This is a genomic window from Saccharothrix sabaoui, from assembly GCF_051756985.1.
Taxonomy (GTDB): domain Bacteria; phylum Actinomycetota; class Actinomycetes; order Mycobacteriales; family Pseudonocardiaceae; genus Actinosynnema.
In genome coordinates, this window is sequence record NZ_JBPKJK010000013.1 from 53,116 (window position 1) to 67,785 (window position 14,670).

Here is a 14,670-nt window from a genome sequence, read left to right on the forward strand (position 1 = left end):
GGCAGACCTATTCGGAGCGGTCGGCGCCGGGCCGCGCCGGGACGTCCGGGGGACCGCGGAAGGTCGGGGACAGGTGAACGAACCGTCGCTGTGCCGCCTCGCCTCCCGAGAGGCCCCCTCGCTCGCGCACCTGCTGCTGAGCATCGCCGTCGTGTTCCTCGCCGTGGCCGCCTCCGTGCTCTGACCCCGGTGCCCCGGTCCCGGTGCTCCGACCCCGCCGCCGCCGGGGGTCCTCCTCGACCGGCCGGCGGCGCAGATCGCCTAGACTCGCGGCGATGACCAGCCAGGATTCCGGCCGGGCGCTGCTGCGCCACCACGGGGACGTCGACGCCGCGCCCGGGCTCGCGGACTTCGCGGTCAACGTGCGGGTGCCCCGCCCCCCGGCCTGGCTGCGCGACCGGCTGGTCGCCGCGCTCGACGACCTGGGCGCCTACCCGGCCGCCGCCGCCGACCTGCGGGCCCGCGAGGCCGTCGCCGCCCGGCACGGCCGCTCGCCGGACGAGGTGCTGGTGCTCAACGGCGCCGCCGAGGGCTTCGCGCTGCTGCCGAACCTGCGCCCGGCGCTGGCCGCCGTGCTGCACCCGTCGTTCACCGAGCCCGAGGTGGCGCTGCGGGACGCGGGCGTGCCGCTGCGCCGGGTGCCGCTGCGCCCGGAGGACGGCTACCGGCTGCGGCCCGAGCTGGTGCCGGACGAGGCGGACCTGGTGGTGCTGGGCAACCCGACGAACCCGACGTCCGTGCTGCACCCCGCCGAGGTGGTCGCGGCGCTGGCCCGACCGGGCCGGGTGCTGGTGGTGGACGAGGCGTTCGCCGACGCGATCCCCGGCGAACCGGAGTCGCTGGCCGCCCGCGCCGACCTCGGCGGGCTGCTGGTGCTGCGCAGCCTGACCAAGACGTGGGGCCTCGCGGGGCTGCGCGCGGGCTACTTCCTGGGCGCGCCGGAGCTGCTGGGGTGGCTCGCGGCGACGCGCCCGCCGTGGCCGGTGGGCAGCCTGGTGCTGGAGGCCGTCGCGGCGTGCTGCTCGCCCGCGGCGGTGGCCGAGGCCGAGGCGCTGGCGTGGGAGGCGCGCGAGCACACGTCGCTGGCCGTGGCGCGGCTGGGCGACCTGGTGGTCGTGCCGCCGGCCGCGCCGTTCGCGCTGCTGCGCGTGCCGGACGGGGAACGGGTGCGGTTGGCGTTGCGGGACAAGGGGATCGCGGTGCGGCGCGGCGACACGTTCCCCGGCCTGACCCCCGACCACCTGCGGGTCGCGGTGCGCGCGCCCGAGGAGTTCGCGCTGCTGGTGGACGCGCTGCGAGTCGTGCTGGAGGACGTGTGACGACCACGCTGGACGACGTGCTCGGGGCGCTGGAGGCGGCCTACCCGCCCGCGACCGCCGAGTCGTGGGACGCGGTCGGCCTGGTGTGCGGCGACCGCGCCGAGCCGGTGACCCGGGTGCTGTTCTGCGTCGACCCCGTCCGGTCCACGGTGGACGAGGCGCTGGAGGTGGGCGCGCAGCTGCTCGTCGCGCACCACCCGCTGATGCTGCGCGGCGTGACCGGCGTCCCCGCCGACGACCCCAAGGGCGCCCTGGTGCACCGGCTCGTCCGGGCCGGCGTCGCCCTCTACACCGCGCACACCAACGCCGACGCCGCCGACCCCGGCGTGTCCGACGCGCTCGCCCGCGCCCTGGGCCTCACCGTCACCGGCCCGCTGTCCCCCGTGCCCGCCCGGCCGCTCGACGCGCTCACCACCTACGTGCCCGTCGACCGCGCGCAGCGGGTGCTCGACGCCCTGCACGCCGCCGGCGCGGGCGCGGTCGGCGACTACCGCGACGCCGCGTGGACCGTCGAGGGCACCGGCCAGTTCCGGCCGCTGCCCGGCGCGGACCCCGCCGTCGGCGCCGTCGACCGGCTCGAACGGCTGCCCGAGACCCGCCTGGACGTGGTGCTGGACCGGCGGCGGCGGGCCGACGTCGTGCGCGCCCTGCGCGCCGCCCACCCGTACGAGGAGGTCGGCTTCACGCTCACCGAGCTGGCCGAGCTGCCGTCCCGCGCGGGCATCGGCCGGATCGGCGAGCTGCCCGCCGCCGAACCGCTGAGCGCGTTCGCGCAGCGCGTCGCCGACGCCCTGCCCGTCACCGCGTGGGGCGTGCGCGCCGCGGGCGACCCCGACCGGCCCGTCCGGCGCGTCGCGGTGTGCGGGGGAGCGGGCGACGGCTACCTGTCCGCCGCGGTCCGCGCGGGCGTCGACGCCTACGTCACCGCCGACCTGCGGCACCACCCCGCGGGCGAGCACCTCGCCGCCGGCGGCCCCGCGCTCGTCGACGTGTCCCACTGGGCCAGCGAGCAGCCGTGGTGCGCGCAGGCGGCGGACGTGGTGCGCGCCGCCTTCGGCGGTACGGTCGAAGTCCTCGTCTCCACCCGCCGGACCGACCCGTGGACCGTCGGCGCGACGAGCCGAACAGGAGGACCTCAGTGAAAGCCGATCCCGCCGTGCAGCGCAGGCTGCTCGACCTGGCACAGGTCGACGCCGAACTGTCGCGCGTGACCCACCGTCGCCGCACGCTGCCCGAGATCGCCGAGATCGCCGAGGCCGAGAAGCAGGTCCGGGCCAAGCAGGACGCGCTGACCACGGTCGAGACGAACCTGGGCGACCTCACCCGCGAGGTCAAGCGCCAGGAGACCGAGATCGACCAGGTCCGCGCCCGCGAGGAGCGCGACCGCGCGCTGCTCGCCGGCGGCGCGGTGGGCGCCAAGCAGCTCACCGACCTGGAGCACGAGCTGGCCACCCTCAACCGCCGGCGCGGCGCGCTGGAGGACGACCTGCTGGAGCTGATGGAGCGCCGCGAGGCCGTCGAGGCCGACGCCCAGCACGCCCGCGTCGAGCTGGACAAGGCGCAGGAGGCGATGTCCGACGCGGCCCGCCGCCGGGACGCCGCGCTCGCCGACCTGGAGTCCACCGAGGCCAAGCGCACCGCCGAGCGCGCGAAGGTCACCGCCGGCTTCCCCGAGCCGGTGCTCGCCCTCTACGAGCGGGTGCGCGCCCACAAGGGCATCGGCGCGTCGCTGCTCCAGTCCCGCCGCTGCGGCGCGTGCCGCATCGAGCTGGACCGCAGCGCGATGGGCCGCGTCAAGGAGGCCGCGGCCGACGAGGTCGTGCAGTGCGAGGAGTGCGACGCGATCATGGTCCGCACCGGGGAGTCCGGCCTGTGAAGGTCGTCGTCGAAGCGGACGGCGGGTCGCGCGGCAACCCCGGGCCCGCCGGGTACGGGGCCGTCGTGCGCTCCGCGTCCGGCGAGGTCCTGGCCGAGCGGTCCGCCGGGATCGGCGTGGCCACCAACAACGTCGCCGAGTACCAGGGCCTGCTGGCGGGCCTGCGCGCGGCGGCCGAGGTGGGCGCGTCCGAGGTCGACGTGCGGATGGACTCCAAGCTCGTGGTCGAGCAGATGTCCGGGCGCTGGAAGGTCAAGCACCCGTCCATGCAGCCGCTCGTCGCGGAGGGCCGCGAACTGGTGCGCGCGTTCGACCGCGTGACGTACGCGTGGATTCCGCGCGAGCGCAACAAGCACGCCGACCGGCTCGCCAACGAGGCCATGGACGAGCAGGCCGGCGTGCGCGAGGCGGCCCCCGCGGCCGAGGACCCGGTCACCGAGCAGGCGCCGCCGTCCTCGTGGACCGGCGCGGTCGGCGAACCCACCCGCCTGTACCTGCTGCGGCACGGGCAGACGGAGCTGTCGGTGGCCCGCCGCTACTCCGGGCGCGGCAACCCGCCCCTCACCGAGGTCGGCCGGGGGCAGGCCGAGGCGGCGGCCCGGCGGCTGGCCAAGGTCGAGGACCTCGGCGTCGTCGTCTCCTCCCCGCTGGGGCGCGCCGTCGAGACCGCGAGCGCCGTCGCGTCCGCCGTCGGCGTCGAACCCACCACCCACGACGGCCTGATCGAGACCGACTTCGGCGCGTGGGAGGGCCTGACGTTCGCCGAGGCCGCCGAGCGCGACCCCGCGCTGCACCGGCGGTGGCTGTCCGACCCGTCCGTGCCCGCGCCCGGCGGCGAGAGCTTCGACCAGGTGCACCGGCGGGTGCGGCGCGCGCTGACCGACCTGATCTCCCGGCACGGCGGCGCGAACGTCGTGCTGGTCAGCCACGTCACGCCCGTCAAGTCGCTGCTGCGCATGGGGCTGGACGCGGGGCCGTCACTGCTGTTCCGGCTGCACCTGGACCTCGCGTCGCTGTCGGTCGTCGAGTTCTACCCCGACGGCAACGCGTCCGTGCGGCTGGTCAACGACACCTCGCACCTGGGTTAACCGGGCACCCGGGTCAGCCGGGCACCCGGGTCAGCCGGCCGGCCGGAGCCGGGGGCGCTCACGGCGGTACCGGGCCTCCTCGACGGCGTGCGCGAACCGGTCCACCGCGCCGTCGACGGCCTGCCGCGCGTTCGGCGCGATCACGTCGCCCTCGATGTCGGCGTCGAGCACGAATTCGCCGCGCAGCACGCTGTCCGCGCCTTTCCCGGCGAGCAACGGGTTGAGCGCGTAGTCCATCGCGACGAGGAAACCCTGGCTCCCGCCGGTCGCCAGCGGGAGGACCACGCGACCGCGCAGGGCCTTCTTCGGCAACAGGTCCAGCAGCGCTTTCACCAGTCCGCTGTAGGCCGCCCGGTACACCGGGCTGGCGACCACGATCCCGTCGGCGCGCAGCACCGCGGCGACCGCGTCACCGATCTCCGGGTCCCGCAGGTCCTCGGTGAGCAGCGACAACGTCGGCAGCCGGCGCACGTGCAGGGTGCGCACGTCGTAACCGGCCTCGCGCAGCAGGCCGTCGACGTGCTGCACGACGATGCCGGTCCGCGACACCGGTGACGGGCTGCCGGAAATCATCAGAATGGAGGACATGGGTGCTGGCACCTTTCGGGAAAAGGCTCGGAGTACGAGATAAAAGGTGTCAGCGACAACAGATCGCGGCGGCGGTGCGGCCGAAGTCCACGTGCCGGCGGCGGGTCAGTCCCCCGATTCCTGGCATGGTTGCGAGTAGAGCAGTCGGGTCCACACCGCGACAAGGTTCGGCCCGGCTGGTTCCACTGCCTGGGAACCGGTCGGCTATCCTGGGCGCGCGGATGAGTCGGCAGGGCGGCCGCGTCGACAGGATTAACGTCTGTCGCCGAGGAAAGTCCGGACTCCACAGGGCAGGGTGGTTGTCAACGGCAACCAGGGGCGACCCTCGGGACAGTGCCACAGAGAACAGACCGCCCCGGCGCGAGCCGGGGTAAGGGTGAAACGGTGGTGTAAGAGACCACCAGCGCCCCCGGTGACGGGGGCGGCTAGGTAAACCCCACCCGGAGCAAGGCCAAGAGGGTGCCCCAGGGCACCTGCGCAGGCGATCGAGGGCTGCCCGCCCGATGCCTGCGGGTAGGCCGCACGAGCCTGTCGGCGACGGCAGGCCGAGATGGATGGCCGCCGAACGGGACCGCCGCGAGGCGCCCGGGAACAGAATCCGGCTTACGAGCCGGCTCATCCGCCCCCATTCCCCGGTCCGACCCGGCCCCGGTCCGGCCGCCCAGGTCGGACCCGGCCCCGTCCGGCCGCTCGGGTCCGGCCCGCTCCCTGCGGACCACCGAACCACCCCGACCGCCGATGTGCGGTCACCCCGGCTCGGCACCTCTCCGTCCACTGTGGAGCGACGCAGGTCGGGGCGGTGCGCGGGCAGACCCGTCCGCCTAGCCATCCTTTGCGCGCCAACGACGTTACAAGAGTGACTCCGATCGAGTGGATGTCCGACTCGTCCGGTATCAACGCCCCGCTCCCCGAGTCCTCCGAACGCGCCACGGGCCCTGCCCCGGCGGCGCAGAAGGAGGAAACGCATGTCCACCACCAGACGACGGGGAGCGACGCTGCTCACCCTGTCCGGTTTGCTGGGCGCGGCGGCGCTCACCGGTGCCGCCGCCGGCACCGCGTCCGCCGCCGACGAACTGCCCGTCTACGCCGTCCGCTCCGAGGGGCTGACCCAGGAGCAGGCGGCGGCCCTGCAACGGGCGTTCGGCCTCAAGTCCGTCGAGCGCACGCCCGAGGGCGTCGTCACCTTCACCGACGAGGACCGCCACCTGCGCGTGCCCGGCATCGACCGCGGCGCGGGCCAGCCCGACGAGAGCGGTCAGGCGACGAACCAGACCCAGCTCGACCTCACCGCCATCCGCGGGCTCAGGGCCGTTCCCACCGCCGACGCGGTCAAGCGCGTCGACGAGACCCTGCGCGGGATCGGCCTGCTGCCCGCCGGCGCCGTGGCGAGCGCCTCGCACACGACCCTCGACATCACCGACACCGGCGGCAACCCGGTGGTGAGCGCCCCGCTCGACACCACCGTGGCGTTCGCCTTCTCGCTCGGCGGCGTGCCGCTGGAGGGACCCGGCTCGAAGGTCCGCGTCTCCCTCGACGGCACGGGCGCGGTCACGCAGCTCACCTACGCCACCCGCGCCGTCGCGAGCGCCGGGCTCAAGCCGGTGCTGACCCTCGACCAGGGGCGGCAGGAGTGCGCGAAGGCCCTCGGCGACACCGCCCTCGGCCCGGTCGACTACGCCTACCCGTCCGGCCCGCTCGGCGCGGGCGCCACGCAGCTGGAGCCGTTCTTCCGCTGCCAGGGCGCCGAGACCGGCGAGTCCGCGCCGGTGCTCTACGTGCCCGCCGTCGTGGGCAGCCCCGCCCCGCCGCAGGACCCGGCCGTGCCGCCGCGGTCGCGCGCCGCCTCGGCCGGTGACGTGGGCGCGCAGTGGACCACCCGGACCGACGTCGGCAGCTCCGGCACCGGCACCTGCCAGTTCCTGCCCGGCGTCCCCGCCGACATCACCGGCTTCAACAACCGGTTCACGTCCGCGGGCGTCCCCGTGCAGTTCAGCTGGACCGGCGCCAACGCGTGGGAGCAGGACTTCAAGGACCCGGCGTTCGCCGGCGGCCAGGACCACCTGTACGCCGACGACGTCGACCTGACCTACTACCACGGGCGGGGCGGCGCGTTCGGCCTGTCGTTCGCCGGGTGCAGCGCCGTCACCGACACCACGCTGCGCAACACCGAGGCCCGCTGGGGCAACCGGGACGCCGAGTGGATGAGCCTCTACACCCCGAGCCTGCTCCAGGCGACGGCGAGCGGCCAGGCGTGGTGGCAGCGGTGGGGCCCGGCGTTCCGCGGGCTGCACCAGATCAACAGCTTCGAGACCGGCGTGGTGCAGAGCAGCGCGTTCGGCTCGCGGTACGGCAACTACCTGCTGCGCAGGCCGTTCCTGAACTTCCTGCGGCCGATGAAGGTGCGCGTGGCGTGGGCGCAGGCGTCGATCGACACCCAGCCGGCGTGGGTGCGGTGGTCGACCATGGGGCCGATCGGCAGCTCGTGGATCGCGAACTTCGACGACTACTTCTGGGGTCGGGGGCCGGTCGGGCCGGACACCCTGCCGACCGTGGGGTACTGGCGGATCTCCGGTCCCAGCTGACCCGTCCGGGTGACCTGTTCGGGTGACCTGTCGCGGCGTCGCCGCCACGCCCGGCACCCCGCAGCGGATCGATGGTCACGCCGCGTGGCGGCCACCACCGCGGAGGGGAACCGGGAGTGGTGACCGACCCGCGGTGACGAGGGGGTCCCTTCCGCGCCTGGGGGCGGGAAGGGGCCCCTTCGCGGTGCCGGGGGTCAGGCCGGGGCGATCCCGTCGACGCCGTCGGCCGAAGCCGGGGTCGGGGTGGGCGCCGGGGCCGAGGTCCGGGCCGGGTCCTGCACCGGGCGCTCGACCTGCACCGGGCGCTCGACCTGCACGGGGTGTTCGACCGGGGCCCGGCGGGCGGGGCGGCCGGGTGGCATCCGGATCACCGGGCGGAACGCCTCGCCGTCGTTGTAGCGGCGCTCCAGCTCGGCCACGTAGGCCGCGACGGCCGGGTTCACGATGTCGGCCAGGCTCCGCACGCCTGCCGTGGCCTCGTAGGCCGCCAGGTAGGTCGCCGCGGCTCTGGCCCGTTCCAGCACGTCCTGGTCGAAGTTGACCGTCCGCTGCACCCGCCGCCCGGTTCGGCGCCCTTCCCCGGTAACCTGATCACCGCCGGGGAACGCCACCGCGACGGTGATTTCGTTCACTCCGGCGGCTGGGTCGGGCGCGGCTTCCGGCGGCTGGGCCATGAGCGAGCCTCCTCGGCGTCGTCACTCCGGTGGGTGCGGACCGTTCGGACCTGCCGTTGGGCCGGACGGGGCACACTGTGGTGGTCGGCGAACGGGGGGCCTGCGGTCGTGCACACGGTGCGTGACCAGGGAGTTCGCAGTCGGGTGAACTGTCTCGGCAATCGGGAGAATCAGAGGTCCCAGGTTCTCCACCGGCTTCCCCGGACCCATCATGTCTGTGGTCAGATTAGACGTAATCGACGCACAGGGGAACGGTTTGATCTACCCACCGCCAGCCGATCGACACACCTCGTGACGACGAAGACGTGTTCTACTCGATAACGCACGAACCGGACGGGCACCCCTCGGCCCGCCCGGCGCCGTCCTGCGTACTCAGGAGTACGAGATGACCGCCTTGACCCTGGTAACACTCGCGCAGCAGCAACCGCCCGCACTGGGCACAGGCGGGGTTCGCCAGTGGATTCTCGACAACCTCGTCCCGCTGCTCCTGCTCACGGTGGCGCTGCTGCTGCTGTGGCTCGGCGGCGGCAAGGGCGACAACGCGGGTGTCATGCGCCGCCTCGGCGGCGTGATCATCGCGCTGGCGATCATCGGACTGGCCGTGACCACGAACGCGGGCGCGAACATCGGCTCGTGGATCGCGGGCCTGTTCACCGGCGGGTGACCCTTGCGGGTACGCACTGACGACGAGGTCTACCGGGTCGACGCCGTCTGGCTCGGCCCGCCCAAGGCGACCTTCCCGTGGCGCGCGCGCTACGTCGCGTGGGGTGTCGGGATCGTGGTCTTCCTGCTGGTGACGGCGCTCCAGCGACAGCTCGGCTTCGGGTTCGACTTCATCAACACCGGGTGGGGCTTCGTCATCACGATCGCCCTGACCAGGTTCATCTGCACGCGGATCAGCCACGAGCGCCCGCTGTCGTCGGTGATGGCGATGTGGGTGCGCGAGCTGACCGCGCCGCGCGAGACGACCTCGGGCAAGGGCGGCGCCGCCAGCGCCGCCCGCATCCGGGTCAACCGGGAACGCCCCCGCAGGAGGGTTCGGCCCGGGAAGTCGGAGAAGGCGGCGAAACGCGCCGCCGCCGCCGCCCGATCACAGCAGCAGTCCCGATCAGAGCAGCCCCCGTCCCAGCAGCGCAGGCCAGATCGCCGTAAGAAGGAGGTGCGCGGTGTTCGGACGCCGGCGTGACCGTGACCGACGCTCCGCTGCGCACGTCGCCCAGCACGCTGCCGCCGCGCGCGACGACCGCAAGGTCTACAGCAAGCGCGGCCGCCGCCTGCCCGGCGAGCAGGCCGTCCCCAGCTACACCCCGTCGATCTCCGCGCGCAGCATCGACGGCCACCTGCTGCGCACCGGCCAGGAGGTCTACGCCTGGTACAAGCTCGCGCCGCAGCGGTGGTCGTTCCGCTCGGACTCGCAGCGCCAGGACCTGATCGCCGCCATCGCGGGCCAGTACGCCGAGCTCCAGGGCCGCTGGATGCACCTGCGCGTGACGACCCGGCCGTACCCGATCCGGATGTGGGCCGAGGCCCACGTGCACAACGCCGTGCGCCGGCTCCCGGACACCCCGGGCACGCTGAGCTTCGACGACTACATGGTCGGCGAGCAGCAGCAGCTGATGGGCCGTTCGATGGCGGAGAAAGAGGTCTACCTGGGCGTCCAGGTGCAGACCCGCAACATGATGGACCGCGCGGTCGAGCGCGCCGCCCCCGTGCTGCGCAAGGTCTTCCCGGACGCGGTGGACGCCGAGCTGGTCGCCATCGAGTCGGAGATCGACCACCTCGACCAGGTGATCGGCTCCGCGGGCCTGGAGGGCCGCCCGGCGACGGCCGAGGAGATGTCCTGGCTGATGCACCGGTCGTGCTCGCTGGGCCTGCCCGCGCCGCGCAACCTGCCCGCCGTGCCCGGCGCGCCGTGGGAGCCGGAGGACCTGGCGTCCTTCACCGACGCCGCCGACTTCCACCAGGAGCCGTACGCGCCGACCGTCACGGTCCGCGGGCGCACCGGCTCCAACGCGGGCATCAAGCGGCACGTCGCCGTGCTCACCGTGGGCCTCATGCACGGCCTCCAGATCCCCGAGGTCGACGACCCGTGGGTGCAGCGGTCCGACCGCCTGCCCGCGGCCGTCGAGTGGTCGGCGCGCATCTACGTGCGGCGGCCCGAGGAGGTCTCCGGCGAGCTCCAGCGGCAGATGTCGAAGGTCCGCTCGCAGGTCCGGCACTACACCGACGAGCACGAGCTGGAGCCGCCGCAGTCGCTGGCCCGGCAGGCGTCGCGGGTGCTGGAGATCGACGACGAGATGACGTCGGGCTTCACCGCCCTGGGCACCCGGGTGCGGTCGTGGTGGCGGCTCGCGGTGTCCGGGCCGACCGAGCGCGAGGCGCTGCGGCTGGCCCAGGCGCTGCTCGACCTCTACAAGCCGAAGGTCGCCATCGAGCACCCCGAGGCGCAGTACGCCATCGCCCGCGAGTTCATCCCCGGCGAGCCGCTGTCGTCCTCGGCGTACCTGCGGCGCGGCTCGGTGCTGTGGGCGGCCAGCTCGGTGCCCACGGCCACCGCCGAGGTGGGCGACCGGCGCGGCATCCTGCTCGGCGAGACCGTCACGGCCACCCGCCGCCCGGTGGCGTGGGACCCGTGGATGGCGCAGGAGCTGCGCGACTCGTCCGGCCTGACCGCGATGGTCGCGGGCCTCGGCGCCGGCAAGTCGTTCCTCGGCGGCGGCATCGTCTACAAGACGCTGCGCGCCGGGGCGCACTGGACGCTGCTCGACCCGTCCGGGCCGCTGGCCGCGCTGTGCGAGCTGCCCGAGCTGAAGCCCTACGCCCGGCCCATCAACCTGCTCAACGCCCAGGCGGGCATCCTCAACCCGTACCGCGTGGTCGCCGAGCCGATGCTCGAGCACTTCATGGACGAGGAGGACCCGGAGCGGACGTGGCGGCGCGAACGCGCGCTGGCCGCGGCCACCCGCCGCCGCCTCGTGCTCGACGTGCTCACCGGCCTGCTGCCGTACGAGGTGGCCCGGCTGCCGCAGACCCGGATCGTGCTGCTGCGCGCGGTCCGCACCGTCGGCGGCCGGCCCGACGCGCACCCCGGCCAGGTCTTCGAGGCCCTGCGCCGGGACGCGTCCGAGCACCACGAGCACGCCGTCGTCGTCGCCGACTTCCTCGACGAGATGCGGGAGCGCATGTCGCTGCTCATCCCCGAGCAGGACCTCGACCCGTACGACGAGGCGCGCGACGACCGGCTCACCGTCCTCACCATGGCGGGCCTGAACCTGCCGAAGGACGGCACGGGCCGCGAGCACTGGACGGACGCGGAGTCCCTCGGCGTGGAGATGCTGAACCTCGCCGCGTGGCTCACCCAGCGCTCGATCTACGAGCGGCCGAAGGACCTGCGCAAGGGCGTCTGGATCGACGAGGCGTTCTTCCTGTCCGAGGTGCCCACGGGTCGCGTGCTGATGAACCGCTTCGCCCGCGACTCGCGGAAGTGGAACGTCCGCGTGCTGCTGTCGTCGCAGATCCCGGCCGACTTCCTGCGCATCCAGGGCTTCGTGGCCCTGCTCGACTCGGTGTTCGTGGGCCGGCTCGACGACGACCAGGCGCAGGCCGACGCCCTGCGGCTGCTCAAGGTCCCGGTCGGCGCGGGCTACGAGCAGGTCGTGGCGTCCCTGGGCCGCCGCCCCGGCGGTGTCCGCAACAGCACCGAACGCGACCGCGCGCCCCGCCAGTTCATCTTCGGCGACGGCGCGGGCGGCGTGGAGCGCATCCGGGTCGACTTCTCCGGACCGCACCTGGAGCACCTGCGCAACTCGCTCGACACCACTCCGGACGCGCTGCGCGAGAGCGCGGAGGGTGCGGAGGTCGAGGTGTCGTCGCCGCGGCAGGACCCGTTCGACCACCAGGACCAGCAGCAGTACCCGGACGACTACGACGACGAGCTGGCCGCCGACCTGGAGGTCGGGTTGACGGACGAGCTGGTCGAGTCGGCCCACGGCGAGGGGGGAAACCGCCGCAACGGTCGGGAAGGCGCCGCATGAGCACCCTCCTGCTGGTGGCGCTGGTCGCCGTCGCGCTCCACGCGCGACGGCGCTTCAGACGCGCCCGTGAAGAGGGCGCGCCCACGAACACCCGCCCGCGCCGTTGGCGCGCGATGGGCCTGGTGGTGGGCATCGTCGCCCTCCAGGTCGTCCTCGGGGCGACCCCCGCGCAGGCCGCTCCCTGCGGTGACGCGCCGAACCCGGAGCGCCCGGGGTCGGGCATGGTCGGCGCGATCGACCCGCCCATCGGCAACGGCCTGCCCGGCACCCCGTACCTGACCTACGGGTACGCGGGCATGGTGTGGCACACCTACCAGGAGAAGTGCTCCATCCCGAACGCCACCCCGGTGCTCGACACGTGGATGGGCAACGAGCTGTTCAACGTCGGCAAGAACATCGTCGGCGCGACGAACGCCCTGCACTACACGGTGGTCGGCCAGGGCCTGCTGCAGCCGCTGGACGAGGCGGTGCGCGACGGCGTCCAGAAGGTCTACGACAACGTCTACCTGCGCTGGTTCGGCCTGGTCGCGCTGATCCTCGCGGTGCTGATGTTCCGGCAGATCTGGCAGGGCGACCTCGCGTCGATCTCGAAACGCGGCATGTGGGCGCTGGCCGCGATGTGGCTGGCGACCTCGACGCTGGCGCTGCCCCAGTTCTACGACCTGCTCGACAGCACCCTGGTCACCAAGACGTCCGAGATCCAGGCGGGCTTCATCGACGTCGACGAGGGCACCGACACGCTCGACGTGCTGCCGTCGCGCCTGCACGACTCGGTCGTCTACCAGTCGTGGCTGCGCGGCGAGTTCGGCGCGCCCGAGGCGCCGCAGGCCGCCGAGTTCGGGCCGAAGCTGCTGGCCGTCCAGGCGTGGACGGTGCAGGAGCTGGCCGAGCACAAGGACGGCGACCAGACCGCCCTGGACGCCAAGAAGACCGAGTTCAAGAACATCTACACCCAGCTCGGCCCGACCCAGGGCTACTTCACCGGCGACGACGGCGGTCGCACCGGCGCCGGGTTCCTCTCGCTGCTCCAGGCCGTCGCGTTCTCGCTGTTCCAGCTGTTCGCCAAAGCCGCCGTGCTGCTCGCGCAGCTCCTGCTGCGGGTGCTCACGCTGGCCGGGCCGCTCATCGGCCTGGTCGCCCTGATCCACCACGACCTGCTGCGCAAGGTCGCCCGTGCCGCCGCCGTGACCGTGTTCAACGTGCTGGTGCTGGCGGTGCTGGCGGGCACGCACGCGCTGCTGCTCCAGGCGATCTTCAACGCCACCGGCCTGACGCTGCTGACCAGGACGCTGCTGGGGCTGATGCTCACGCTCGTCTGCTTCATGGTCGGCAAACCGATGCGCCGCATGTGGCAGATGGTCGAGATGTCCGTCGGCACGGCGGGCAACGCGCTGCCGATGCGCGGCGGCATCCTCTCCCGGCTGCGCAAGCAGAAGGAGGGGCCGACGCCGCAGGACGAGTTCTGGGACACCGTGCGCGACACGGACCCGGACGGTCCCGAGGTGCCGCAGCGCGACCGGCGGCGGGTGCGGCCCGAGGCGGCCAGTCCCGTCGTGGCCACGGCGCAGCGGCTCGACCGGGCCGGCAACAGCGTCGGCGGCGGCGAGCTGGGGTCCGGGGTCGGCGGCGGGTCGGCGGCGTTGCCCGTCGGCGGTCACGCGGGGCCCGCGGCGCTGCCGTCGGGGCGGTCCCGGGTCGTGGACGCGCCGCCGGTGGCCGACCGCGGGTGGGACCGGGTGGACGACGCGGTGCTGGTGCCGTCACGGGTGTCGAACGGGTTTGCCCGCGTCGACGGCCCGGTGGTGCCCGGACCGCGGCGGGCGGAGACGGAGGTCGTGGCGGGTCGGCAGGTCCACGTGATCTACCGGCCCTCACGCGGGCTTGAGGTCAGGGACAGCTGATGCCGATCAGGACCAACCGCGGGCGGACCGCGGTCTACCGACGCCTGTGGGGGTGGCCGCTGCGGTCGCCCCGCCACCTCGCCACGGCGGTGGTGCTGTTCCTCGCGCTGGTCGGGGTGGTCGGCATCGTCATCCCCCAGGCGCTCGGGCGCCGCTCCGCCGCCGGGCCGGCCACGACGACGTCCACGACCGGTCCCACGAGCGCGGGCGGGAACCAGATCGGCGTGCTGCCGACGGTGACCACCTCGCCGCTGCCGACGAAGGCGCCCAGCCCCACGCCGGCGGGCACGTCGGTGCCGGTGGACACCAACGCCCGGCTCGTCGCGGACATGTGGATCGACGCCTACGCGAACTTCACGCCCGGCAAGACCACCAAGGAGCAGTGGCTCGAAGGGCTGAAGGGCGTCACCGCGGACGAGCTGTTCCCCCGCTTGCAGTCGGTCGAGCCCGCGAACGTGCCGGTGGTGATCGACCAGGCCGTCACGCCGGCCCGGTCGTTCGCCGATTCGGCGGAGTTCGAGGCGAAGCTGGAGAGCGGCAAGCTCGTCGTGACGGTCGCGAGGCTGCCCGAGGGTTGGCGCGTGCAGAAGTACACGAAGGTGGGGTGA

General features: G+C 73.9%; 12 protein-coding genes and 1 other RNA gene. 11 read left to right on the forward strand and 2 right to left on the reverse strand.

The annotated features are described in order from the left end of the window. Positions 1-275 precede the first annotated feature (275 nt). Genes cobC through ACR807_RS06430 form a run of 4 tightly spaced genes read left to right on the forward strand, consistent with a single transcriptional unit; the run spans position 276 to position 4,283 of the window. Positions 276-1,319, forward strand: coding sequence for an Rv2231c family histidinol phosphate aminotransferase CobC (cobC, locus tag ACR807_RS06415; protein WP_438920276.1), 1,044 nt, complete (start codon positions 276-278; stop codon positions 1,317-1,319). Beyond that, positions 1,316-2,461: a Nif3-like dinuclear metal center hexameric protein gene (locus ACR807_RS06420; protein ID WP_438920277.1), complete on the forward strand. Its 1,146-nt coding sequence runs from the start codon at positions 1,316-1,318 to the stop codon at positions 2,459-2,461. Before cobC ends, ACR807_RS06420 begins: the two co-directional genes overlap by 4 nt. Then, complete coding sequence (locus tag ACR807_RS06425; RefSeq protein WP_438920278.1) at positions 2,458-3,195, forward strand: zinc ribbon domain-containing protein; 738 nt, start codon at positions 2,458-2,460, stop codon at positions 3,193-3,195. Before ACR807_RS06420 ends, ACR807_RS06425 begins: the two co-directional genes overlap by 4 nt. Continuing rightward, complete coding sequence (locus tag ACR807_RS06430; RefSeq protein WP_438920279.1) at positions 3,192-4,283, forward strand: bifunctional RNase H/acid phosphatase; 1,092 nt, start codon at positions 3,192-3,194, stop codon at positions 4,281-4,283. The genes ACR807_RS06425 and ACR807_RS06430 overlap by 4 nt, the downstream gene beginning before the upstream one ends. 30 nt (positions 4,284-4,313) lie before the next feature. Here the strand turns inward: ACR807_RS06430 and ssuE are convergent, their stop codons facing one another. Beyond that, positions 4,314-4,871 carry an NADPH-dependent FMN reductase gene (ssuE, locus tag ACR807_RS06435; RefSeq protein WP_438920280.1) on the reverse strand — a complete coding sequence of 186 codons (558 nt, stop codon included), beginning with the start codon at positions 4,869-4,871 and terminating at the stop codon, positions 4,314-4,316. Between the two features lie 222 nt (positions 4,872-5,093). Here ssuE and rnpB point away from each other — a divergent pair. Beyond that, an RNA gene (gene rnpB, locus ACR807_RS06440) (RNase P RNA component class A) lies at positions 5,094-5,493 on the forward strand. 343 nt (positions 5,494-5,836) lie between these two features. Beyond that, entirely contained in the window at positions 5,837-7,453 is a 1,617-nt protein-coding gene (locus ACR807_RS06445) for a DUF6345 domain-containing protein (protein ID WP_438920281.1), read from the forward strand. Between the two features lie 194 nt (positions 7,454-7,647). Here the strand turns inward: ACR807_RS06445 and ACR807_RS06450 are convergent, their stop codons facing one another. After that, entirely contained in the window at positions 7,648-8,127 is a 480-nt protein-coding gene (locus ACR807_RS06450; protein WP_438920282.1) for a ParB family protein, read from the reverse strand. 385 nt (positions 8,128-8,512) lie between these two features. On the opposite strand from ACR807_RS06450, the gene ACR807_RS06455 reads away from it, so the two are divergent. The 5 genes from ACR807_RS06455 to ACR807_RS06475 are packed head-to-tail and all read left to right on the forward strand — an operon-like array spanning position 8,513 to position 14,670. Further along, on the forward strand, positions 8,513-8,791 hold the full coding sequence (locus tag ACR807_RS06455; RefSeq protein WP_438920283.1) for a hypothetical protein: 279 nt from the start codon (positions 8,513-8,515) through the stop codon (positions 8,789-8,791). 3 nt (positions 8,792-8,794) lie between these two features. Beyond that, the gene (locus ACR807_RS06460) at positions 8,795-9,313 is read left to right on the forward strand and encodes a hypothetical protein (RefSeq protein WP_438920284.1); all 519 of its coding nucleotides are present in this window, start codon (positions 8,795-8,797) and stop codon (positions 9,311-9,313) included. Next, positions 9,294-12,161 (forward strand): ATP-binding protein, encoded by a 2,868-nt coding sequence (locus ACR807_RS06465; protein ID WP_438920285.1) that lies wholly within the window; start codon positions 9,294-9,296, stop codon positions 12,159-12,161. Before ACR807_RS06460 ends, ACR807_RS06465 begins: the two co-directional genes overlap by 20 nt. Then, on the forward strand, positions 12,158-14,062 hold the full coding sequence (locus tag ACR807_RS06470; RefSeq protein ID WP_438920286.1) for a hypothetical protein: 1,905 nt from the start codon (positions 12,158-12,160) through the stop codon (positions 14,060-14,062). Before ACR807_RS06465 ends, ACR807_RS06470 begins: the two co-directional genes overlap by 4 nt. After that, positions 14,062-14,670 carry a hypothetical protein gene (locus ACR807_RS06475; RefSeq protein WP_438920287.1) on the forward strand — a complete coding sequence of 203 codons (609 nt, stop codon included), beginning with the start codon at positions 14,062-14,064 and terminating at the stop codon, positions 14,668-14,670. The genes ACR807_RS06470 and ACR807_RS06475 overlap by 1 nt, the downstream gene beginning before the upstream one ends.

Excerpts from the sequence above, each read along its gene's own strand:
- ssuE (WP_438920280.1), bottom strand. The coding sequence starts at position 4,871 with ATGTCCTCCATTCTGATGATTTCCGGCAGCCCGTCACCGGTGTCGCGG.
- ACR807_RS06475 (WP_438920287.1), top strand. The coding sequence starts at position 14,062 with ATGCCGATCAGGACCAACCGCGGGCGGACCGCGGTCTACCGACGCCTG.
- cobC (WP_438920276.1), top strand. The coding sequence starts at position 276 with ATGACCAGCCAGGATTCCGGCCGGGCGCTGCTGCGCCACCACGGGGAC.
- ACR807_RS06470 (WP_438920286.1), top strand. The coding sequence starts at position 12,158 with ATGAGCACCCTCCTGCTGGTGGCGCTGGTCGCCGTCGCGCTCCACGCG.
- ACR807_RS06450 (WP_438920282.1), bottom strand. The coding sequence starts at position 8,127 with ATGGCCCAGCCGCCGGAAGCCGCGCCCGACCCAGCCGCCGGAGTGAAC.
- ACR807_RS06455 (WP_438920283.1), top strand. The coding sequence starts at position 8,513 with ATGACCGCCTTGACCCTGGTAACACTCGCGCAGCAGCAACCGCCCGCA.
- ACR807_RS06445 (WP_438920281.1), top strand. The coding sequence starts at position 5,837 with ATGTCCACCACCAGACGACGGGGAGCGACGCTGCTCACCCTGTCCGGT.